Below are 21,064 nucleotides of genomic sequence, written 5' to 3' on the forward strand. Positions count from 1 at the left end.
GTCAGACTTTGGCCGGTTGCGCGGATGCGCCGCCGTTTTCGATGGCCCAGTTGGCATTGGTCTTAATGCCGCCAAGTGGGAAGAAATGCACCGACTCGATGTTGAAGTCGGGGTTTACGGCTTTGTGGGCGGCCAGTGCGCTCAGAACCTCAGTCGGCTCATAAGGCAGAAGCAGCTTAGACACATCCATTGCACGTTTTTGCAGCACCTTGAGTGAAGGACCAACGCCGCATGCAATTGCAAATTTGATCAAAGTTTGGAGCTTTGCAGGGCCTGCAATGCCAATATGGATTGGAATGTCGACTCCCGCCTCTTTGACACCGTTAGCCCAGTCAATGATTGGGCCTGCCTCAAAGGCAAACTGAGTGGCCAATGCCATCTTCGCGTCGCTGCGCTGTGAGAAGTCTTGTTTCCACATAAGTGCGGCGTCAACGTTTGCGCTGCCGCCGGATGGATCGATGTCTTTGTTGCCCTCAGGGTGGCCTGCAACGTGCAGACGTTCAAAACCTGCTTTGTCAAATAGACCGGTGTCCAACAGCTGCATCGAGTCAGAAAAATCGCCATGGGGCTGTGCCACACCACCAGCCAGCATCAACGCTTGTTTGACGTTGGCCTCGCCCTGATACATTGCGATCCAGTTTTCCAGTGTTGCCTTGTCTTTGATGATGCGCGCCGGGAAGTGCGGCATCACGTCATAGCCGTCATCGGCGATGCGCTTGGCGGTGGCGACCATCTCTTCAATGGGTGTGCCCTCGATATGCGCAATATAGACACGGGTGCCCGCTGGCAAAAGTGCTCGGAAATCTTCGACTTTGGCCGCGGTGCGGGGCATCACCTCGATGGAATAGCCCTGCAGGAACGCTTCCATTTCAGGAGACGTGGTTTTGACCTCGTCGGTCTTACGCTTGAAATTCAACAAAGCCATTGTGGCCTCCCAAAAAGAGGGGCGTGTCATGCCCAGCCTTCATTGTCGATCAGCGCCTTGATACGCGCCTGATCGAATTCGGTCTCAAGCCGGGTGACCTCGTTTTCCAAGATCGCCTGTGGCTCTCCCTCAACCGTATAGGGATCAGCTTTGCGCCATTCCGCCAAATAAGCGTCTGTGTCAGAGGCACCAATTTTCATTGCTGCACGGTCGATGGCCTGCTCAAAGCGTTCAGCCAAGGGTCTTTTTGCGCCGCGGCGCCCCTTGCCGACGATGACTTGAGCTGGAATATCGCGCCAATAAACAATGGTGACGTCAGGCATGTGATCTGATTCCTTCAGTATCGGTAGAGTATTCGTAGGGCAGGGTGATCCGACGGTTTGGCTCAATTTCGACAGATGGATCGCATTCCGCGACCTTGGGGTTTGTTGTGGGCGCTTTGTAGCGAGCCAAGCGCCCCTTTGGCTATGGCCCCGGCGTGAATTCTTTGCATGAAAAAGATGAGTGGCCGCCGTGAGGGGCGCAAGTCTACGGAGTGGCGCTCGCGGAAACGTGTTGAGACGTGCGCTAGGGATTGCACGGCGGCGGGCGACGGACTACGTTGGAGGTAACACGAAATGGAGGGCGTAACGATGACGCCCAAGCGTCCCAAAGGTGCGGGCGCATTCCCAAAACCGGTTGAGAGCCCCGCGCCGAAACCGCCTGATCCAAGTTCGCTTTATGCGGCGCTGGATTTGGGCACAAATAGCTGTCGCATGTTGATTGCCCAACCCAAGGGCAGTCAAATTCATGTGGTCGACAGCTTTAGCAAGTCTGTGCAATTGGGCTCGGGGCTGGAAAGCACTGGGAGGCTGTCACGTGGGTCTATGCGGCGCACAATACAGGCGATGCGGATTTGTCAGCAGAAGTTGAAACGTCATAAGGTCAAACGCATGCGTTTGGTCGCGACAGAAGCTTGTCGTCGGGCCAAAAATGCGCGCGAATTTGTAAGGCAGGTGCGCCGCGAAACCGGACTTCAGTTGGAAATAATCCAGACCGAAGAAGAAGCGCGTTTGGCGGTGATCAGCTGCGCGCCTTTGGTGTCAACAAAGACGGATCAGTTGCTCGTCGTTGATATTGGCGGCGGCTCTACGGAATTGGTGTGGATCGATTTGACATCAGTGCCACGGATCGAACGCCCACGTGCCATCATGCGACTGCGTGGCGGGTTTCACGCCGCAGACAGCCCGTTTCCAGCGGCCAAGGTTGTGGATTGGATCAGCGTGCCTCTTGGCGTAGCGACATTGCGTGATCAATTCCGGGATGTCGAAGATGATGCTGCACGGTTTGCTTTGATGAGCTGGTTCTTTGAGGAGAACCTAAGCGAGTTCACCCCCTACAAACATGAGGCCCCCAGCGAAGGGTTTCAGATCATTGGGACAAGTGGGACTGTTACAACAGTGGCGGCCAGTCATCTTGGGTTGCGGAGGTATGATCGCACCAAAGTGGATGGATTGCGCATGACCAGCGATCAAATCGACAAGGTGATCCGTGGCTACCTCGATCTTGGCCCCAAGGGGCGTCGCAATGATCCGCGCATTGGCCAAGATCGTCAGGCGTTGATTATGAGCGGGTCAGCCATTTTGCAGGCTTTGCTGCGGTGTTGGCCAACGGATCGTTTGTCTGTGGCGGATCGCGGTCTGCGTGAAGGGCTGCTCTATGCGCAAATGAGTGCGGATGGTGTGCTTGAGGACGGCCCTTATTGAGAGTGCCGCCTTGTGGTGCTGGAAAAAATGACTAGAAGGCTTTGTCTTGAAGCAAAGTGGTGATGGAAATGGCCAAGAGCCCAACCGGCAAGAATACATCTGGACGCGGACAGCGGGATTTGACCATCAAGGTCAAGTCAGCACGCGGGCGTAAGCTGTCGAGCACACGATGGTTGCAGCGTCAGCTCAATGACCCCTATGTGGCCAGGGCGAAAGCTGAAGGGTATCGCGGGCGCGCGGCCTTCAAGATCATGGAACTGGATGACAAATACCGCTTTCTGGTGCCCGGTGCGCGGGTTGTCGATTTGGGATGTGCCCCTGGTGGCTGGCTACAGGTTGCGGTGCCGCGCGTAAACGCGCTTGGTGAGAAGTCCGGCAAAAAGGTTGGCACCATTTTGGGTATTGATCTGCAAGAAGTTGAAGCCGTTGCCGGGGCGGAAATCCATGTATTGGATTTCATGGATGAAGGTGCGGATGACAAGGTCAAAGAGTGGTTGGGCGGCAAAGCGGATGTTGTGATGAGCGACATGGCTGCGTCCAGTTCCGGGCACAAGCAAACCGATCACCTTAAGATCATGGCTCTGTGCGAAACTGCGGCTTACTTTGCCTTTGATGTTCTAGAAGAAGGCGGCACGTTTGTGGCCAAGGTTTTGGCCGGTGGCGCCGAGGGTGAGCTTCAGAAGCTGTTGAAACAGAAATTCACCAAAGTCGCCAATGTGAAACCCCCGAGCAGTCGGTCTGACAGCTCGGAGAAGTTTGTAGTGGCAACAGGATTTCGCGGTTAGGTGCGCTTAGGCGCTGCGCCGGAGCGAACTGGTGGCGCTGCGCAGAAGACGTTCGGCGAGGAAATCGCCTTCTTGTCGTTTTGGTTTAATGTCTTCGCACTGGGACGCCATGTTTTGCTGACGTAACAGTTCAAACAAACGTTTGTGACGTGACGGCTGTGCGACCACAGCATGTGGAGCGTGGAACATTGGATGTCTCCTTTGGCAACAGGACCCGGTGTTGTGCAGATGGGCCTGTCAGACTTTTGCCGTTCAGAGATGGTCAAACTGGTGCGCAAATAAGGTGATTTTGGGGTAAGGTGTTAAGGAACTATTGTTTTGCACGCTTTTTTACCCGCGCTCGGTCCTCTGACGTATCATTTCCCGCACCGCGCCACCGATTGTGGGTCCACATCCATTGGCCGGGGTAGGCACGTATTTTGCGCTCTAAACTCGCGTTTAGAGCACGTGTCATTTGTTCGGCGGTGGTGTGTGGAATGGGAGATTCTGTCTCGACAACATAGCTCCCATCGGGTTGACGGATTCCATAACAAGGGACCAAATCAACATCATATTTCAATGCCAAATCCGCCGCCGAAAATGCTGTGCGGGCCGGCTTCCCCATAAAGTCAATAATCGGCGCGTCGTTGATACGTTGGTCATGCACGATTCCGATAAACGCACCGGACCGCAGATGTTTGATCATATTGGACATCCCTCTGCGGCCCCGTTCAAACATCGGTTCGCCAAATTCTGCCATTGCGCTGACGTAGTGTGCGTTAAAGTAGGGGTTGGACATCCGCTTATAAAGCACCCCGATGGGAATGCCGCGCGCAAGAAAGCCGCCTCGAATGGCCAGATAGTTGCCAAAATGTCCGGTGACCAACAAAGCACCTCGGCCTTCTTCGTGTGCTTTTGTCAACGCCTCAAGGCCGGGGCCAACAATAGGAGCTTGCGCGAGGCGCTCTTTGTATTCTTTCGCCGAATAGGTTTCCATCATCACACGGCCCATTGTTTCAGGGGCCTGATGCACGATGGCTTCGCGGTCGCTTTCAGACAGCTCCGGCATCACAAGGTTGAGATTTTCACGGATACGCTGGCGGTTGCCTGTCAGCGGAGCAAGGACGTTGGTGGAGACCCATCCAGCGATCGAAATGCGCCGATCGTAGGGCAGCTTTCGCATGGTCCACAGAAAAAACCGAATGGCCGCATCGGCGACTTTGTGTTCCAGTTTGCGCAGAAAAGAGCTCATGGGGTTTGTGCTGTACCTAGACATAAACGAGTGTCCGATATCTAGGTTCTGAGACGCGCGCGTGCAAGACAATAGACGAGTTTCGCGTTGCGCCGCCTGACCGTGCAGCGTAACAAAATGCAACAGTTTTTCCGAATGTTGCCTGCAAGCTTTGGCATCAGAGAAAGGGCGCAGAATGGCAGACTTGGCAGAATGGCAATTGGTTCTGATCCTTTGGGGGACCAAATACGGCACCCAAGAAGTTACGCAGCTGGTCGAGACGGTTCGCGCAACAGCCAGTCGTCCGTTTCGTGTTGTATTGATCACCGATCGGGACCGCGACAACATGCCAGAAGGCGTCATTCAGCGTCCATTTCCTGAGTTCTTTTTGAAGCCGGAGTTTCTGGGGCCGGGGTGTCAGGCCAAGCTTGCCATGCATGAAGCGGGTGTTGTGCCTCAGGATTTGCCGTCGATTTACGTTGATCTGGATACGGTTGTATTTGGTGATCTATCCAAGTTTCTGGACCTGTCCAAATCGGACAAAGCTCTGGTTCTTTTTCAAAGCACACTACTGCCAATTGGCGTGATCGGGCGGTGGCTTTATCGGGTCACAAACAAGCGTCGATATGCGCGTGGAAATTCGTCGATTGTGATCTATCATCCAAAAGAAACCACCCATATTGCCGAACAGTTCAGGTCGCTGTTTGACCAATATGACGGTCTGAATTTCAAACCGATGGTCGCAGATGAGAGGTTCATGAGCTGGGCTCAACAAGACCATTTGCAAGCCATCCCACGGAAGTTGGCTGTGAAGTTTCCCACGGAATTTATGTTGCCATGGAAATGGGCGATTGTGTTGCGTGCCTCGATGCCTTGGGTGCGTCGCAGGTGGAACGGGTTGCAGGCGGTGACCTTGCCGGGTGTCGAAGTCAAAGGGCAGCAGCTCTTGGAAATGAAAGAAGGGGCAGAGGTTGTTGATCGAAAAGGGCGCAGATTGATCTGGTCAGACCGCGCCATCGGGCCAATGAAGCAAAAACTGACAGACTACTATCTCGCACTAGACGCGCGGGAAAAGGAGAACGACCAATGATTTTGGGGCATATCGGAGCGCGCCAGGGCTCGAAAGGTGTGGTTGGCAAGAACTTCCGCGAAATCAACGGTAAACCGCTGATTGACTGGTCATTGGACATGCTGTTGGCGCATCCGCTGATCGATCAGGTGGTCGTGTCGACCGACGACGAGCAGATGTATGAGCATTCCGTTGCAAAAGGTGCGCTTGAAATCGGTTTGCGCCCCGCGGAACTGGCCACGGATGCTGCGCCGAAATGGGGTGTTTGGCAGCATGCTTTATCGGCAAGTGAAGCAATCACTGGACAGGATGTGGAGGCTTTCCTTGATTTGGATTGCACCAATCCGCTGCGGATTCCCGAAGACATTACCGGTGCATTGTCGCTTTATCAGGCCGAAAACCCTGACATGGTGATGAGCGTCTGTGAAGCGCGTAAAAACCCTTATTTCAATCTGGTTGAGCCTGACGAAAACGGTGCGTTGCAGGTGTCCAAACAGCTGTCAGGTGGCGTGTGGGCCCGTCAAGCGGCGCCGGTTGTCTATGAGCATGTTGGATGTGTCTATGTGGTTGCCCCGGCTTATTTGAAGCGCGCAAAAACTCTCTATGAAGGGCGTGTATTGCCTTATGAAATCCCATCTGTCCGCGGCTTTGACATTGACGAACCGCATGATTTTGGGTTGGTTGAGTATCTGTTGAAAGAACTGCAAAACGGGCGTCTCTAGTGTTTTGAGTGTGCAGCCTCAAGTGCTGCGGGCAGGGCACTAAGAAGCTTTTCGGTGCCTCCTGCGTGTGCTGTGAAGAACTGATTGATGCTGGCGGCATCAGGGGCAAATGTCCCAGCAAGGCTGTCGCAGAGTTCTCTGGCATCCGCTGCGGCGGCGGCCACTCCTGCGGCTTTTGCCTCTTCAAACGGATATTCAATAGTCCAAGTTTGCGGCCCTGTCATGACTGGCTTCTTAAGGGCGAGAGGTTCAATGATGTTGTGCGCGCCCGCAGGAACAAATCCACCGCCAACAACGGCTTTGTCCGCCAACGCCAAATAGAAATACATCTCACCCAGGCTGTCACCCAACAAGATGTCCGGTGGCCCTGACGGCAGTTCCCATTGATCTGGTTCCGTTGAGAGGTCGTCGGGCAAGGTGGAGGAGCGTCGCAAAACAGCAAAACCTTCGCTCTGTAGCATGTCATAGATTTCGTCAAAGCGTTCTGGACGGCGTGGGACATAGACAAACAACGGCGGGGTGGAAAACTGAGCCTGCAATTTATGCATCGTTTCAATATAGACCGAGTCTTCACCTTCGACTGTGGAGGCGTATGTGATCACCGGGCGGTCAATCGCGCCCAGTTTTTCGCGCACAAATAGGCCCGCTTTTGTCAAATGCTCCGGAATGGGTTGATCAAACCGCAATTCGCCTGTGATATGGATGTTTTTCACGCCGACAGCTGCAAAGCGCGCGGCTTGGAGATCTGACTTCACAAAAGCTCCAGCGAATTGGCGCATCACTGCAGGTCGCAAACCAAAGCTACGTTTGTCTTTTTCAATTGATTTGGACGGGTACTGCGCATTGCACATAAACAATGGCACAGAGGCGCGTTTGGCGGCCACCGCCATTCGGGGCCAGATCTCGATCTCCATTACCAAGCCATACTTGGGCTGAAAGCTGTGAAAGAAGCCGCGATAAGCCCATTTGGTTTCAAGCGGCACCCATACGGATTGCAGCTGTCCAGCAGCGATGGCTTGCGCAAAAACGCGTTCCGTTTCGCGCCGACCTGCCGGGGTAAATTGAGTGACAACCACCTTTTCTCCCTGCGCAAGCAGTGCCTTGATCAGCGGAACCGCGCTGCGCAGTTCACCAAGCGAAACGGCATGCACCCAGACCGCGCCCTGCATGGGCACTCGGTAGCGTCCAAAGCGCTCGTTCAGATGTTCGCCATACAATGCGTCTTTGCGCGCTCTCTTGCGAAGATACAAAAGGATCGCCGGCAAGAACAGATTCCATATGAGTGACCAAAATCCGAGAAAGACGCGTGTTTTCAGCTCCATAAGGCGCTATCCTGATGTTTCGGACCGGCATGTTTGGCCGAACCATATGGTCATTGAAGTCAGATGTCTTGAAACGCTTTTTGCAACCCTTGGTCCCAAAATTCAGGTTGGCCGAGCAACTCTGCAAAGCGACCGGCGGCGTTGCCTTCGCCAAAACCTGTGTGTGGTGTGTGCCGTTGGCCCCATTCGGAGTCTAGGAACGCTTGGATGGCCGCGACGTCCGTAGCCGCGCAACTGTGCACCGAACCCGCCTGAGCGCGGTTTGTTTGACGCGTGCCGACATCCAGCGACGGCAAGCCAAGAAAGGGGGCTTCACGCACGCCAGCGGATGAGTTGCCAATCATACAGGCTGCATTTTTCATCAACTCAGAGAAGTGGTTGAAGCGCATCGAGGGGAATTGGCGAAATCTGTCAGCAGGCAGCTTGTCCAAGACGGCAAAGATGTCCTCTGAGCCGGGATCATTGTTGGGTGCGATCACCACGAAGTTCTTCTGCGAGTTTTCCAGAACCCCAAAAAGTGAAGCGGCCTGTGCGCCCATTGTCGATTGCTCTGAGGTGACGGGGTGAAATGTCACCAAACCGAAGTCCTCAAACCCGATCTCATATCTCTCACGCACTTCCTGCAGAGACACGCCGGATGGGCCTGCGTGAAAATCTAACTCTGGTGAGCCGATCACATGGATTGCACCCTCAGGTTCGCCCATCGCCATCGCCCGACGTTTGGCGTCTTGAGAACTGACAAAATGATGGCTAGAAAGCTTGGTGTTACAGTGACGATAAATTTCGTCAATGGTGCCAGAGACTTCGCCGCCTTCAATATGGGCGCAAGGGATGTAATTGGTCGCGGCCACCAGTGCACCCGCCAAGGCCTCAATCCGGTCGCCGTGCACAATGACCAGATCAGGGCGGGTTTCGGTTATGTAGTCTGAGAACCCCACAACTGTTTTCGCCAAAACGATATCCTGTGGATCACCGGGGCGTTGATTGAGAAACTCGTGTTTGGTTACGCCGGGCATGCGGTGCACTTCAAGCTTGGTAAGCCCATAGCGCTCCAACATATGCATGCCTGTGATGAAAAACGTAACAGAAAACCCAGCATCGCGTGCTGCGATAGCGAGTGGTTCAAGTTTTCCAAAATCGGCGCGCGTGCCTGTCAGAAAAAGGAGTGTGCGGGTCAATGTCGGTTTCAATCTACGTTTTGAGTTGCCGGGAGACTAGCGATGGGCCAAAGCCCGATCGATTTGTCGGTATGTCGCCCGTTCTTGTCGCTGAAGCCCTCATTGATCAGAACATCGGGTTCAGGAAAGTTGAACGGGGGCAAGCACATGTTTAAGCGTCGCCATTCACCAGTCAAAATATCTTCGTTTTCAGCGACTTCAGTGAAGGTGGTCATGAGAAGCCACTTTGCTTCCGAACTCCGGATTGTCTCGATCGCCTTGGTCGCATCGGAGAAACTGAGATGAACAATGCAATCTCTGGTGAAAATGACATCTGCAGAAGGTATGTCAGACTCCAAGAGATTGATCACCTGAAATGCGCGATTGTCTGACCCGAATTTTTGTTGGTTGGCTTCGACCAACTGCGGGACAATATCACCGCCGATGTAAGTGAGATCATCCAAGTCCACTTTGGACATCCAATTAAAGTCCCCACAAGGAACATCAACGATGGATGTCGCAGACAGCTTTTTGAGAAGCGGGGGCAGCTTCTCGCGCAGGGTTTCGGTAACCGCGAGATTTGACCCCTTGCCTGACGCGCTTTCGGCGTCTCCCCACTTATTTGTTTCATAGTAGCGAGAGAACGTTTCTTCAGGTTTCTCAGTAGCCAGTTTGTGGCGGCTTCTCTTACTCTGTAGTGATTTGAGAAACTTAAACATTGTCAGCTGAGCTTCCTACTGGATGAATATGCTATGCGCGTAGCTATTTAGAGGTCTCACGACAATAAGCTTTAAGTCGTTTGAGACACAAGCCTTTGCAGTGGTCTGGACAGCTATCAAGCGACAAGGTTAAAAGGCAAACGACAGTCGCAGGAGGACTCCAATGAACAAATCCGATCGGGTCATCTTGTGTATGAAGTGGGGAAGCCTGTACCCGTCTAGCTATGTCAATGTCTTGTATTCTGCGTGCCAGCGTCACTTGGAGGGAGACTTTCGGTTTGTGTGCTTCACCCCGGATACAGACGGTTTTGCCGAAGGAATTGAAGTTTTTCCGATCCCTGACCTTGGATATGGCGATCAGCATTGGCGTTCTGGTGCATGGCCGAAGTTGTCAGTTTTCCTAAAGAACTTATACGAACTCCAAGGGCGCGCGCTGTTCATTGATCTAGATTCGTTGATCGTCGGCGATCTGGCGCCGTTCTTTGAGGGAGAAGGCTTTCATGCCATCGGTGGGGGCCCTGATTGGCGCCCGGGGCGGACACCGGTTGATCCACCTTTGTTGACAGGTGTGTTCGCTTTTGACCTTGGCGCGCATGGTCACATTCCAGAGGCTTTTACCAAAGACCCTGTTGATGCGTTTGACAGATGTAAATTGGAACAGGTGTTTGTCCAAGAGCACATGCCAGAGTGGCAAGCGTGGCCGCCTGAATGGGTGATCAGTTTTAAACGCCATCTCAGACGACCGATTGGTGTGGATCGTTTTTTGGCACCAAAAGAGCCTGAGAAGAGCGCTCGAATTGTTGCGTTTCATGGCGACCCACGCCCGGTAGACGTGGCCAGAAAAGATGCCGGGGCCTGGGGCAAGTTCCCACGAGCGGGGCGGGGACCGATCCCGTGGGTGCGTCAGTATTGGATCGACAATGGGTTTGAGGGATGACCTCAACGGGAAGCTGACTAGGTTATGGTTTTTTGGTACCCAAGCAGGCCGAAATCCACATCATACAATTGATCGACAAGGGATTTGGCCTCGTCGTCAAAGTAGCTTTGCCAGGGTCTCTTATCCGCACGACTGACCGTTTCGTTCTCCCGTCTCAACGATACGCCGTCAAAATCGAGTTTCTTAGCCAGCTGATCAAAGTCGTCTGCTAGTGTTTCGAAACGCAAGATTTGGTCCACCAGAAGAGATCCTGCGCTGTCGGTGAGAAAGTAGCTTTGATTGGGCAGTCGCGCAAAAAACGTGTCGTTCCAAAAGGGGGGCTTCATGCGATAGCGCAAATAGTCCGAAAAGGACATATTGGCGACCTTTTCGGCGATTTTTGGCAGGCGGAATTGCTTCATGAATTCATAATGGCTCACCGCATGGTCGTAAGGGTTTCGTACGACGGCGAAGCGATGAAATTGACTGAAAACTTCTGCACCAAGTTTGCGTTTTATCCCAGCGGCGGTTTCGTGTTTGCGCAGGTAAACCTGATCGGGCGATTGAATTATCGGCAGGCGCCTCACAAACGAACGCCATAGCGTGCGGGGTGGATAAACCCCATAAGGTTCAAGTGCGGATGTCATGGCTGTGCCTGCAGTTTTGGGCACATGTACAAAAATGAAGTTATGAGATTTAGACAGGATCATAACTTACTCCAAATCTTCCCACTTTAACTGTGTGTTGCGTGTCACTGCCCGTTTCAGTTTTGTGCCGACCACTTTGTCAAAATCATACCCGGCGATCTCACCTGACCCCGGACGGCGCGCCCAAATGTCGGATTCGCCAATCACATGGCCCGCAGGTAGGTCTTTGTCGGCAACAACAGAGGCGCGCGCGAATGCGTAGACCGACTCCTCGGCCGCTGTACGTTGTTTGGGATTGTTGGCAGCGATCCAGATTTCACGTGACCGTTCGATCAATAGGCGCAACTCAGATGGATCCATCGAGTTGATGATATCTGGGCCTTCGCGGTAGCGGGTATCGGTATAGTGACGTTCAAGAATGCACGCGCCCAGTGCCACAGACGCCAAAGCCATTTCAGGACCGATGGAGTGATCAGAGAAACCGACAACTGCATTTGGGAAGGCCGCTTTGAGATCGGTAACACCGCGCAACGAGACGATCTCTGGCGGGGAAGGGTAGAGGTTTGTGCATTCCAGGAGCGCATAGTCGATCCCCGCATCCTCAAGGATTTGAACAGAGCGCTGCATGGTTTCAATGGTTTGCATGCCGGTCGACATGATGACCGGTTTTCCGAACGATGCGATGTGACGGATCAGGGGCAGGTTATCCGCTTCGCCTGATCCGATTTTGAAAGCCGGAACATTGGCCTCTGCCAAGAAATCCGCCGCGCGTCGGGAGAATGGCGTGGAGATGAAGATCATGCCTATCTCTTCAGTGTATCGCATCAACTGCAGCTCATCCTCGGCGGAAAGCGCGCAGCGTTCCATCACGTCCCAGATCGAGACATCCGCGTTTGGCGGAAAGATCTGTTTGGCCTCCTCAGTCATTTCGTCATCCACGAAATGGGTCTGGTGTTTTACCATCTCGCAACCGGACAGCGCTGCGAGGCGCACCATCTCTTTGGCCACTGCAAGGTCGCCACCATGGTTGATACCGATTTCTGCGATCACGAGGGGCGGGTGATTGGGGCCTATTTCGCGGTTTCCAATGCGCATATCGCTTCCTTTTCTCATTGTCACAGCTCGGTTTTTTGACTGCTAACCTCTGGGAAGCCGTCTGTAAAGCGGAGGCAGAAACGATCAAGGCACCAAACTGATATTCGCGCAGGGCCGCAATCTGGTTTCGGTTTTGTTGCTATTTTCCCAATACCAAATCAGCACAGAGCCCACCAAGCCGTTCGCTTTGTTTCAATCGAAGCACTCCCCCATGTGCGCGGGCCACATCTGCCGCGATTGACAGGCCAAGACCAACGCCCATCCCTCGGTTTTGATTGCGACCCGGTTCCAGACGCGCAAAAGGTTTCACCGCTTCTTCGCGATCCTCAGGCGGAATGCCCGGACCGTCGTCTTCTACGCGCACGCGTACATAGCGGTCGTTGATCTGTACTGACACTTCCGCCCGGTTGGCGTAACGGATGGCATTGCCCACAAGGTTTTCGATGGCGCGCCGCACGGTTTCTGGTCGCAAGGCAACCTCGCCCGTTCCATCCGTTTCATACAAGGAAACCTGCGCACCGCTCCTTTGAAAGTCTTCGACGATACTCTGGATAAGCTCAATCGGATCGATGGTTTCGCTGTCATCTTCATAAACACCGCGGGCAAAGTCGAGAAAAGCGTCCAGCATGCGTTGCATCTCGTCGACGTCTTTTTCGAGTGGCTCGCGATCCTCATCGTCCAGCAGAGATAGTCCGAGTCTAAACCGCGTTAGTGGCGTGCGCAGATCATGGCTGACGCCGGACAGTAAGAGCGTACGCTGCTCCATTTGCCGTTCGATCCGTGACCGCATGTCTAAGAACGCACTGCCCGCTGCCCGCACCTCAACGGCACCGCCGGGCGCGTAGGGCACAGAACGGCCCCGTCCAAAGGCCTCAGAGGCCGCCGCGAGTCGTTTGATGGGGCGCAGCTGATTTCGCAGATAAAGATAGGCAACAAATGTCAAAACAGCGCCAAAGAACACCATGTTCACAAAAAGCTGGTGGGAATTGGATGCTGAGACCCGACCGCGTTCGAAACTCAGCACCGCAGGTCCGGTTGGCAATGCAAGATGCAAGAAAACCTTGCGGTTTTGCGCCAATTCCACCGCGCTGGTTTCGGGGACAAATTTCTTAAAGTCACGTGTCACAATGATGGCGGAAAAATCGTACCAGACGCGCGTGTCCTGTGTTGAAAGTGTTTCGGGATAAGTCACCGACATATCCAGTTCCTCCAAAACCACCGGCAAGGCTTCGGGCGTTCTGTCCTGTGCTTCGAGAGCTGCCATCACCAATTGGACCTCGCGCGCAACAGTGCGGGTCATCTGTTCGGTGACACCCTGAAAATGGCGTGTGACCAACCCAAACGACACAACCAGCTGTAACAGAACCACGGGCAGAATCAGGATCATCGCGGCGCGGCCATAAAGGCTGCGCGGCATATAGGGTTTGAGCCAGCGAAAAAACATGCCTACACCTTGGCAAAAGACTTATGTGAGAGGATGACCATGGACGCGCAGATGAAGGCTTTCAACCCTGAACCGGGCAAAGCGGAGTTTTTGGAAGCCAGTGTTCAGCGCGTGCTTGCTCCCAACCCTTCACCGATGACCTTTCGTGGCACAAACACGTATCTGGTTGGGACAAAAGATATAGCTGTGATTGATCCGGGACCAACGAGCGAGCCTCATCTGGAGGCAATTATGCGTGCCTTATCACCTGAGCAGAGCATTTCCCACATTGTTGTCACCCATGCACATTTGGATCATTCCCCGCTGGCCGCACGGTTGGCACAAGAAACCGATGCAAAAATTTACGGATTTGGCGGACCAAAAGCCGGTCGCAGCACGGTAATGCAGTCTTTGGCAGACGCGGGGTTGGCAGGAGGAGGCGAGGGGGTGGATGAAGCGTTTTCCCCAGATGTGACCGTTGCGGATGGAGACGTGATTGCTGGGACAGACTGGCGTTTGGAGGTGTTGCACACGCCAGGTCATTTTGGAAACCACATTTCGTTGGCTCTTGATGACATTTGTTTCTGCGGGGACCACGTCATGGGGTGGGCCAGTTCGCTGGTGTCGCCACCTGACGGAGACCTAACCGATTTTATGATGTCCTGTGAAAAACTCCGCGCCAGACCGTGGCGCGTGTTCCATCCAGGACACGGCGCGCCAGTCGAGGATCCCAAAGCGCGGTTGTCTTGGTTGATCGAACATCGCAAAGGCCGGGAGCGCGAAATTGTGCATGCTTTGCAAGCTGCGCCAGCCACGACAAAAGCGCTGGCCGCGCAGATATATACGGACACACCTCAGGCGTTGTTTCCTGCTGCGGAACGAAACGTGTTTGCGCACCTTATTGATCTTGTTGGTAAAAATGTAGCAACTTCAAAGGGTCCCCTTTGCGAAGGGGCCATGTTCGAACTCCTATGAAATTTTTTTGTCAAAAATCAAAAAACTTGAAAAATGCCTCTGGACGTCCTCAGAAACCAAAGCTATACCCCGCCACATCTCCTGAAGCACTTCAGAAGATAAAATGTTCCGGCGTAGCTCAGCGGTAGAGCAGTTGACTGTTAATCAATTGGTCGTAGGTTCGATCCCTACCGCCGGAGCCATAAAAAGCCTCTAAGCCACTGAGCTTGGAGGCTTTTTTGCTATACGGGTGCCGCCCTTTTCCACAGTATTTCCCACAAATGGATCGAGAGTTTTGCTCCTGAGATGTCGTGGTTTACCCCAGCCACTAGATGATTTCTGTATTGGGTCTTTGCGGGTCAAGCGCGTGAATGTGCTCAAGCTGACGCCCGCACGTCCTGCCCACACCTCACGCAGCAGCGGTTCAGCCCATCGAAAGCAGTAACAGGCTGCCTGCGTGCCGTGAAGCCAAACCCATCTGAAAGGCGTGTGGACACGATGTAGTCACCTCGGGTGGGCCTATTTAGAGCAGGCACCTTAGCAGTTTCTTGAGTATTTCTGAGTTTCAGTTTTATGTGAGTCCGCCGCAGGGGCGTTGTGTGTCGTAAGGCTTACGCAGACAGTGCCAACTGGAGACACACCACTTTTGCTCATAGATTCCAAGCTGAACAAAGTGAAATTGGTGCTGTCCGGATGGAACGGCAATTCCTTTCAAATCGTTATTTTTCAAAATGTTATATATATTAGATCGCGTGCGCGCGCCCTAAGCCTGTAAGCCAAGGCGAGGAGGTGTCACTCAAAGATCGCTGCTTGTTGCTCGCGGCTCTGAACGGTCTTTGGCTCACCTTCCGTCTCAGAGAACAGCTCGCTACCCGGAGGTGGCACGACCTGCCGACACCAAGGGCGGAGAGCAAAGGTATGCTACAAGTGCGAAGTTCGATTGGGTCGCCATGACCAACCGACATTTAAACAGTCAAAAACCAGGATTTCGCCGGCAAACCTGAATTGTCCCACTGGACTGCATGGACTTCCGTTCAAAGGAAGAGGCCGCAGTTTGCCACTGCGGCCTCTCACATGCTCAATAAAAGTCGCCTAGTGTGTAAACTTCTTGATTTCACCTGACTTCAAACGTGACGCGTAAGAATTCAACTCTGTGCGGACGACCTTCATCAGGAAGTACAAGCAGAAGATGTTGACCACGGCCATCGCAAATATCGCTGCATCAGAGAAGTCGATAACAGGTCCAAGGCTGGCTGCTGCTCCGATGACGATGAAGATGCAGAAGATGATCTTAAAGACCAATTCGGCGGTCTTTCCTTCGCCAAACAGATATGTCCAAGCCTTTAGTCCGTAGTAAGACCACGAGATCATGGTCGAGAAGGCAAACAGGATCACTGCAATCGCCAGCACGAATGGGAACCAGCTGATCGCCGATCCAAACGCAGCGGAGGTCAGTGCTACACCGCCGTTACCGTCAACTGTCGCAATGGCTGTGCCAACTTCGTTCAGCATGTATTTGCCTGTTGCTTCATCAATAATCAGCTGCTGCGAGATGATGATAACCAAGGCGGTCATTGTGCAAATCACAACGGTGTCGATCAGTGGCTCAAGCAAGGAAACAAAGCCTTCCGTGATTGGCTCTTTGGTTTTCACCGCAGAGTGTGCGATCGCTGCAGACCCTACGCCTGCTTCGTTTGAAAACGCCGCACGTTTAAAGCCTTGGATCAACGCGCCGACGAAACCGCCTGCAACACCAAGACCGGTGAAAGCACCTGCAAAGATCTGACCAATGGCCCAACCGATCATGTCGTAGTTCACGATCAGCACGACAATGGCTGCACCAACATAGAGTATGCCCATGAATGGCACGACTTTTTCAGTAACCCGCGCGATGGATTTGATGCCGCCCACGATGACGGCAAAGACGACGCCCGCAAATATGAGACCTGTGATCCAGCCTGGGAAATCACCTGTGATCTGTGTGATCTGTGCGTGTGCTTGATTGGCCTGGAACATATTTCCGCCACCCAATGCACCGAGAATACAAAACACAGAGAACAGCACCGCAAGAATTTTACCTCCCGGCAAACCCAGCTCATCGAACCCCTTTGAGATGTAGTACATCGGACCACCAGAAACCGTGCCGTCAGGGTATTCATTGCGATATTTCACACCCAATGTACATTCGGTGAACTTGGACGCCATGCCCAACAGACCCGCTAGGATCATCCAGAACGTAGCCCCCGGACCGCCGATACCGACCGCCACCGCAACACCCGCGATGTTACCAAGCCCAACGGTGCCCGAAAGGGCCGTGGCCAGCGCTTGGAAGTGGCTGACCTCGCCAGCGTCTTTGGGATCTGAATAGTCGCCCTTCACCAGAGCAATCGCGTGTCCGAAGAAACGGAATTGCACGGCTGCGAAGTAAATTGTGAAAACGGTGGCACCAATGACCAGCCACATCACGATCCACGGGAAACTTGTGCCCGGAATGGACATGAAGATGAAATTCACAAACCAGCCAGTCGCACTGGCAAACATTTCGTTGACACGTGCATCCAGGGACCCAGCGTCTTGGGCCATTGCTGGCAGCGCGACCGTAAGACTGGCGGTGATCGCCAAGAGGATTGAATAGAGCTTTTTCATGAGGCTTGTTCCTTATGAGACGACGGTGACAGGAACGCGTGCGTTCATCACGAGGTTTGCAGTTGAGCTACCAAACAGGCGCGACGTCAGGCCACCAGCACTGGAGCGGGCGACAATGATCTGTGTAGCTCCTTCGGAATGGGCAATGTCGTCAATCGTGTCAGCCACATCACCGTGACGCACAATGGCCTGAGCCGAAATTCCAGCCTCTTTCAGTGATGCAACTGCGGGATCGACAACCCGCTCCATCGCAATTGAAATTTCTTCCTCACGTCGTTTATGGCGCTGCGCGTTCTCTTCAGCAGTCTGAAAAGAGAAGGGTGACCATTCGATCACATAAACGACGATCATCTCGCAACTGTTGGCTTTCGCTGCGACGGCTTTTGCAAATTCGAGGGCTTTCTCCCCCGAACTTTGTCCGTCCAGTCCAATAACTAATTTCATAATAAGTCCCCGTTCCTATTAGTTTTGTTTGATTTAATTGGCAAAGACGCGCCAAAAAAATACCAGGTGGGCCAATTCCCTATGATAACGGTAGCGAAGGAAATCAAACCGGTCCAATGGTATATTGGCCTAAGGCAGCGCGACAAATCTCTTGAGTGGAGGCCATTTCCACGACAGCGAAGGAACGTCCCAATCTCCAGCAATCGTGGTCCTGCGGTCATTTTTGACTTTGCAGCTGCTGCGAATGCCCATCTCGAAGGACTGGTTAAAGTACCTACGAACGTCGGCGAAATTTGGGTTTGGCTCGCTTGCTTACCTTTGCCAGCGTCGCGTCCTGCGCAGTGCCGTGATTGCTTTGGTCGGCAACAGACGCCACGAGAACGCCCTGAGCCGACGGACGCGCGAATGAGCGACGGCGCAGCTCGGCACCTCACAAAACAGACATTTACTGCGCAGGTAAATCCCGAGCGAGACCATATGTCGATTGCGGGCCAATTCGCTGACGCGGGTCGCGTCCAATAGTTGAGCACGCATGTCTTTCACCCCTTGGTTGTGACTTGGTCAGCAAGATCGGCTTGAAAATCTTTTAGCTTTTGACTGGCTTTTCTATTGCTTGCGAGAACAGGGCTTCTGAACGTTCAACGGGCTCTAAAGTTCCTGTGTGCTTATAAGATCGGCAGGGCGGGGAAGTATTCATTGTACGCGGCTGGCCTCGTTGCGGTCTCAAAGGCGTAACAAATGGTGCGTGCTACTGATCAATGTTGACCGTCGAAAATCGGCGGCTACGGTCTTGGGGACGTCTGTCTGGATCTGCAGCACGCCAAACTTCGAAAGTCATCGCCTGCAGCCTTAAAGCGGTTCGGCTTGAAAGGCACTCTGGCGCCGGTGTGACGTGTTTGCTTTGAAAACCGCTAGCGTGTGTTGTGACGCTTTCGCGCGCGATCATCTTTTTCCGCAAGCTGGCCAATCAATGCCTTTATAAGCTCGGCTTTGCGCACGGGTTTTGCCAGAAAGTCGTCCATTCCGACTATGTGGCACGCTTGTCGATCTTCTTCCATGGCGTTGGCGGTCAGAGCGATGATAGGGCACGATGGCTTTCCGGTTTCTTGCTCAAACTCACGTATTTTGTTGGTAGCGGTGAGCCCGTCCATCACAGGCATAGACATGTCCATCAAAATCACATCGGCTCCGTCCGCTTTATATGCGTCCAGAGCAACTTGTCCGTTGTCACACATGGAGAGTTTTGCACCGGTCTTGGCCAACAATTTTCGCACCACAAGTTGGTTGGTGCGGTTGTCCTCAGCAATCAAAACACGCGCATTCTTTAAGGCAATTTCTGCTGATTGGATTGGTTTGTGTTCGGCAACCGGTTGTGAGGCAGCCATCACATTCCACAACACGCGGGCCATGGCCTCGGCGCGGGCCGGTTTCATCAGGACTGCGCTAAAGCCTGCGGATCTCAGGGCGTCCACTTCGGAGAGTTTGTCGCTTGAAGAGTATAACACGACTGGGCACAGGTCGGTGCCATCACGGTGTAGTATGGCTTGCAGCAATTCAACACCATCGGTTCGCGGCATGTGGTAGTCGAAAATCGCGGCATCAAAGATGGTCAGAAACCCCGGATTTTCCTCGATTTTCTCAAGTAAACTGTCTGCGCTCTCAAATTCATCTACCGAGATGCCCCAGTGTTGCAGACGTCTGCGAAGCACTGTGCGATTGATCGCGAGATCGTCGACAACAAGCACATGTTTGTTCTGCAGCATCCTGAGGTCTATGTCGTTTGATGTAAGGGTGTCTTCATTTTTGTCGGCCACCGGAAGATTAAGCGCCACACGGAACGTGGTGCCGCCTCCTGGTGTAGATGTGACACCTATTTCGCCGCTCATGAGGTCGATGAGTTGTTTGGTAATGGCGAGCCCCAAACCAGTTCCGTCAAACCGGCGTGTCGATTTCATGTCAACCTGCTGAAACGCGACAAAGATATCATCCAAACGGTCCTCTGGGATGCCGATGCCATTGTCTTGGATACTGATTGAAAGCGGTTTGTGCGCAGAAGAGTCCAATCGAACGATGATCGAAATGAAACCCTCTGGCGTGAATTTGACGGCATTGCCGATCAGATTCATGAGAATTTGGCGGCAGCGTTGAGCGTCCCCAACAAAGAGGTGTGGCACGTCCACTGGATAGTCGATGCAGATTTCAACATTTTTCCCACTGCCAGATGGGCTTAGCAAGGTCGCAATGTCGTAGATCAGACGACACAAGTTAAACGGTTCGCGCACCAGCTTGGTCTCACCGGACTCGTTTTTTGAAAAGTCCAGAATGCTGTTGATGACCAACAACAGGGCTTCCGACGCGCTCAAAATTGTCTCAGAACATTCTTTCTGATCGTCGTCCAGATCGGTATTGTCCAGCACTTCTGCCATTCCGAGGATACCGTTGATCGGTGTGCGGATCTCGTGGCTCATATTGGCCAAGAAACGCGCTTTGGTTTGCAAAGCGGCTTCTGCGCGCCGGTTTTCGAACACCAGCTGCTGAGCGATGTTGGATTTCTCATAGATGCTGTTTCTGACCACATTGAGGGCCGCGAACATTTTAGAAATTTCGCCTGCATTTGCCTTCAGATCGACACCTTCCATATCCGCCAAAGCCGCCAAAGAGCTGGAGATATCATTCATGGAGTGTGAAATCTGATTTGCAACAATTGTTGCCAGTCCGGTCATAACAACAAAGACGGCGACAGAAAGCGTTGCCACAATCAACACAGTGCGTTGGAGGCTGCGCTGAGATGCCGTTGTGATGTGATTGGCCTTTTCCTCGCTCAATTTCACCAACACTTCGGCTTGGTCCTTTGCGTTCTGAGCGTGCATGTGCAACGTCCAAAATGCCGGGATCTGAACGCCTTGCTTTAAGCTCAACAATATCGCGGATCTGTCAGTCCATTCCTTCACTTCCGATGCCAGTTTGGAAATCTCAAACGAGAGTTGCGCGTCAAATTGGATTGCACCGAGCGCATCTAAGTTGTGTCTTAGGCGACCCAGCTGCGTGTTAAACACCTCTTGAACGTCTTTCTTTTCAACCATGTGTGTCATGGCAAGAATGTCGTCAGTGTAGCTGCGCATTGCGGCGATTTCAGTTTCCGTTTGCCGTGCCAGATCCGCGATTTTTTGGGTTGTCATCAGCGTGTCTGCTATATTGCGCGATGCCAAAATCGCGCTTCCACCAATGACAGAGATTGCAATCAATGCGAGTATTGAAATGGCGATAATTGGTATCAATACCGCC

General features: G+C 53.1%; 19 protein-coding genes and 1 tRNA gene. 7 read left to right on the forward strand and 13 right to left on the reverse strand.

Going from position 1 to position 21,064, the window contains the following annotated elements; translation table 11 throughout:
* Nucleotide 1 precedes the first annotated feature (1 nt).
* Nucleotides 2-925, reverse strand: a complete 924-nt coding sequence (locus tag ABWV47_RS00995; RefSeq protein ID WP_353307971.1) for a methylenetetrahydrofolate reductase — start codon at nucleotides 923-925, stop codon at nucleotides 2-4.
* A gap of 26 nt (nucleotides 926-951) precedes the next feature.
* The gene (locus ABWV47_RS01000; protein ID WP_353307972.1) at nucleotides 952-1,248 is read right to left on the reverse strand and encodes a virulence factor; all 297 of its coding nucleotides are present in this window, start codon (nucleotides 1,246-1,248) and stop codon (nucleotides 952-954) included.
* Nucleotides 1,249-1,557: 309 nt separating this feature from the next.
* Between ABWV47_RS01000 and ABWV47_RS01005 the strand changes: the two genes are divergently transcribed.
* Nucleotides 1,558-2,670 (forward strand): Ppx/GppA phosphatase family protein, encoded by a 1,113-nt coding sequence (locus ABWV47_RS01005; protein WP_353307973.1) that lies wholly within the window; start codon nucleotides 1,558-1,560, stop codon nucleotides 2,668-2,670.
* A gap of 68 nt (nucleotides 2,671-2,738) precedes the next feature.
* Nucleotides 2,739-3,455, forward strand: coding sequence for an RlmE family RNA methyltransferase (locus ABWV47_RS01010; protein ID WP_353307974.1), 717 nt, complete (start codon nucleotides 2,739-2,741; stop codon nucleotides 3,453-3,455).
* Between the two features lie 6 nt (nucleotides 3,456-3,461).
* On the opposite strand, the gene ABWV47_RS01015 is transcribed toward ABWV47_RS01010, so the two are convergent.
* Together ABWV47_RS01015 and ABWV47_RS01020 are read right to left on the reverse strand one after the other, a co-directional pair.
* On the reverse strand, nucleotides 3,462-3,644 hold the full coding sequence (locus tag ABWV47_RS01015; protein WP_353307975.1) for a hypothetical protein: 183 nt from the start codon (nucleotides 3,642-3,644) through the stop codon (nucleotides 3,462-3,464).
* A 121-nt stretch (nucleotides 3,645-3,765) separates the two neighbouring features.
* A complete protein-coding gene (locus tag ABWV47_RS01020; protein WP_353307976.1) occupies nucleotides 3,766-4,686 on the reverse strand; it encodes a lysophospholipid acyltransferase family protein in 921 nt (306 codons plus the stop codon).
* Between the two features lie 175 nt (nucleotides 4,687-4,861).
* Between ABWV47_RS01020 and ABWV47_RS01025 the strand changes: the two genes are divergently transcribed.
* Nucleotides 4,862-5,755 (forward strand): hypothetical protein, encoded by an 894-nt coding sequence (locus ABWV47_RS01025; protein ID WP_353307977.1) that lies wholly within the window; start codon nucleotides 4,862-4,864, stop codon nucleotides 5,753-5,755.
* Entirely contained in the window at nucleotides 5,752-6,456 is a 705-nt protein-coding gene (locus ABWV47_RS01030; protein ID WP_353307978.1) for an acylneuraminate cytidylyltransferase family protein, read from the forward strand. The genes ABWV47_RS01025 and ABWV47_RS01030 overlap by 4 nt, the downstream gene beginning before the upstream one ends.
* On the opposite strand, the gene ABWV47_RS01035 is transcribed toward ABWV47_RS01030, so the two are convergent.
* From ABWV47_RS01035 to ABWV47_RS01045, 3 genes are read right to left on the reverse strand one after another with little or no spacing between them, the layout of a single operon-like run.
* Nucleotides 6,453-7,778, reverse strand: a complete 1,326-nt coding sequence (locus ABWV47_RS01035) for a 3-deoxy-D-manno-octulosonic acid transferase (RefSeq protein ID WP_353307979.1) — start codon at nucleotides 7,776-7,778, stop codon at nucleotides 6,453-6,455. The two genes, ABWV47_RS01030 and ABWV47_RS01035, sit on opposite strands and share 4 nt — an antisense overlap.
* A gap of 59 nt (nucleotides 7,779-7,837) precedes the next feature.
* A complete protein-coding gene (gene neuC / locus ABWV47_RS01040; RefSeq protein ID WP_353307980.1) occupies nucleotides 7,838-8,956 on the reverse strand; it encodes a UDP-N-acetylglucosamine 2-epimerase in 1,119 nt (372 codons plus the stop codon).
* Nucleotides 8,957-8,964: 8 nt separating this feature from the next.
* Nucleotides 8,965-9,654, reverse strand: a complete 690-nt coding sequence (locus ABWV47_RS01045; protein WP_353307982.1) for a hypothetical protein — start codon at nucleotides 9,652-9,654, stop codon at nucleotides 8,965-8,967.
* Between the two features lie 163 nt (nucleotides 9,655-9,817).
* On the opposite strand from ABWV47_RS01045, the gene ABWV47_RS01050 reads away from it, so the two are divergent.
* The gene (locus tag ABWV47_RS01050; protein WP_353307983.1) at nucleotides 9,818-10,591 is read left to right on the forward strand and encodes a hypothetical protein; all 774 of its coding nucleotides are present in this window, start codon (nucleotides 9,818-9,820) and stop codon (nucleotides 10,589-10,591) included.
* 17 nt (nucleotides 10,592-10,608) lie between these two features.
* Here ABWV47_RS01050 and ABWV47_RS01055 read toward each other — a convergent pair whose 3' ends face one another.
* The 3 genes from ABWV47_RS01055 to ABWV47_RS01065 all read right to left on the reverse strand — a co-directional run bounded on the left by ABWV47_RS01055 (nucleotide 10,609) and on the right by ABWV47_RS01065 (nucleotide 13,756).
* Entirely contained in the window at nucleotides 10,609-11,280 is a 672-nt protein-coding gene (locus ABWV47_RS01055) for a sulfotransferase family 2 domain-containing protein (RefSeq protein ID WP_353307984.1), read from the reverse strand.
* A 3-nt stretch (nucleotides 11,281-11,283) separates the two neighbouring features.
* Nucleotides 11,284-12,312 (reverse strand): N-acetylneuraminate synthase family protein, encoded by a 1,029-nt coding sequence (locus tag ABWV47_RS01060; RefSeq protein ID WP_353307985.1) that lies wholly within the window; start codon nucleotides 12,310-12,312, stop codon nucleotides 11,284-11,286.
* A gap of 139 nt (nucleotides 12,313-12,451) precedes the next feature.
* The gene (locus ABWV47_RS01065; protein WP_353307986.1) at nucleotides 12,452-13,756 is read right to left on the reverse strand and encodes an ATP-binding protein; all 1,305 of its coding nucleotides are present in this window, start codon (nucleotides 13,754-13,756) and stop codon (nucleotides 12,452-12,454) included.
* A gap of 39 nt (nucleotides 13,757-13,795) precedes the next feature.
* Between ABWV47_RS01065 and ABWV47_RS01070 the strand changes: the two genes are divergently transcribed.
* Entirely contained in the window at nucleotides 13,796-14,710 is a 915-nt protein-coding gene (locus ABWV47_RS01070; RefSeq protein WP_502959673.1) for an MBL fold metallo-hydrolase, read from the forward strand.
* 107 nt (nucleotides 14,711-14,817) lie between these two features.
* Nucleotides 14,818-14,892, forward strand: a tRNA-Asn gene (locus ABWV47_RS01075).
* An 889-nt stretch (nucleotides 14,893-15,781) separates the two neighbouring features.
* Here the strand turns inward: ABWV47_RS01075 and ABWV47_RS01080 are convergent.
* The 3 genes from ABWV47_RS01080 to ABWV47_RS01090 form a co-directional block, all read right to left on the reverse strand.
* On the reverse strand, nucleotides 15,782-17,335 hold the full coding sequence (locus ABWV47_RS01080; protein ID WP_353307987.1) for an alanine/glycine:cation symporter family protein: 1,554 nt from the start codon (nucleotides 17,333-17,335) through the stop codon (nucleotides 15,782-15,784).
* A gap of 12 nt (nucleotides 17,336-17,347) precedes the next feature.
* Nucleotides 17,348-17,779, reverse strand: a complete 432-nt coding sequence (locus tag ABWV47_RS01085; protein ID WP_353307988.1) for a universal stress protein — start codon at nucleotides 17,777-17,779, stop codon at nucleotides 17,348-17,350.
* A 911-nt stretch (nucleotides 17,780-18,690) separates the two neighbouring features.
* Nucleotides 18,691-20,958 (reverse strand): response regulator, encoded by a 2,268-nt coding sequence (locus ABWV47_RS01090; RefSeq protein WP_353307989.1) that lies wholly within the window; start codon nucleotides 20,956-20,958, stop codon nucleotides 18,691-18,693.
* Nucleotides 20,959-21,064 lie beyond the last annotated feature (106 nt).

The sequence above is a fragment of the Shimia sp. NS0008-38b genome (genome assembly GCF_040370365.1).
In the GTDB taxonomy this organism is placed as follows: domain Bacteria; phylum Pseudomonadota; class Alphaproteobacteria; order Rhodobacterales; family Rhodobacteraceae; genus Shimia.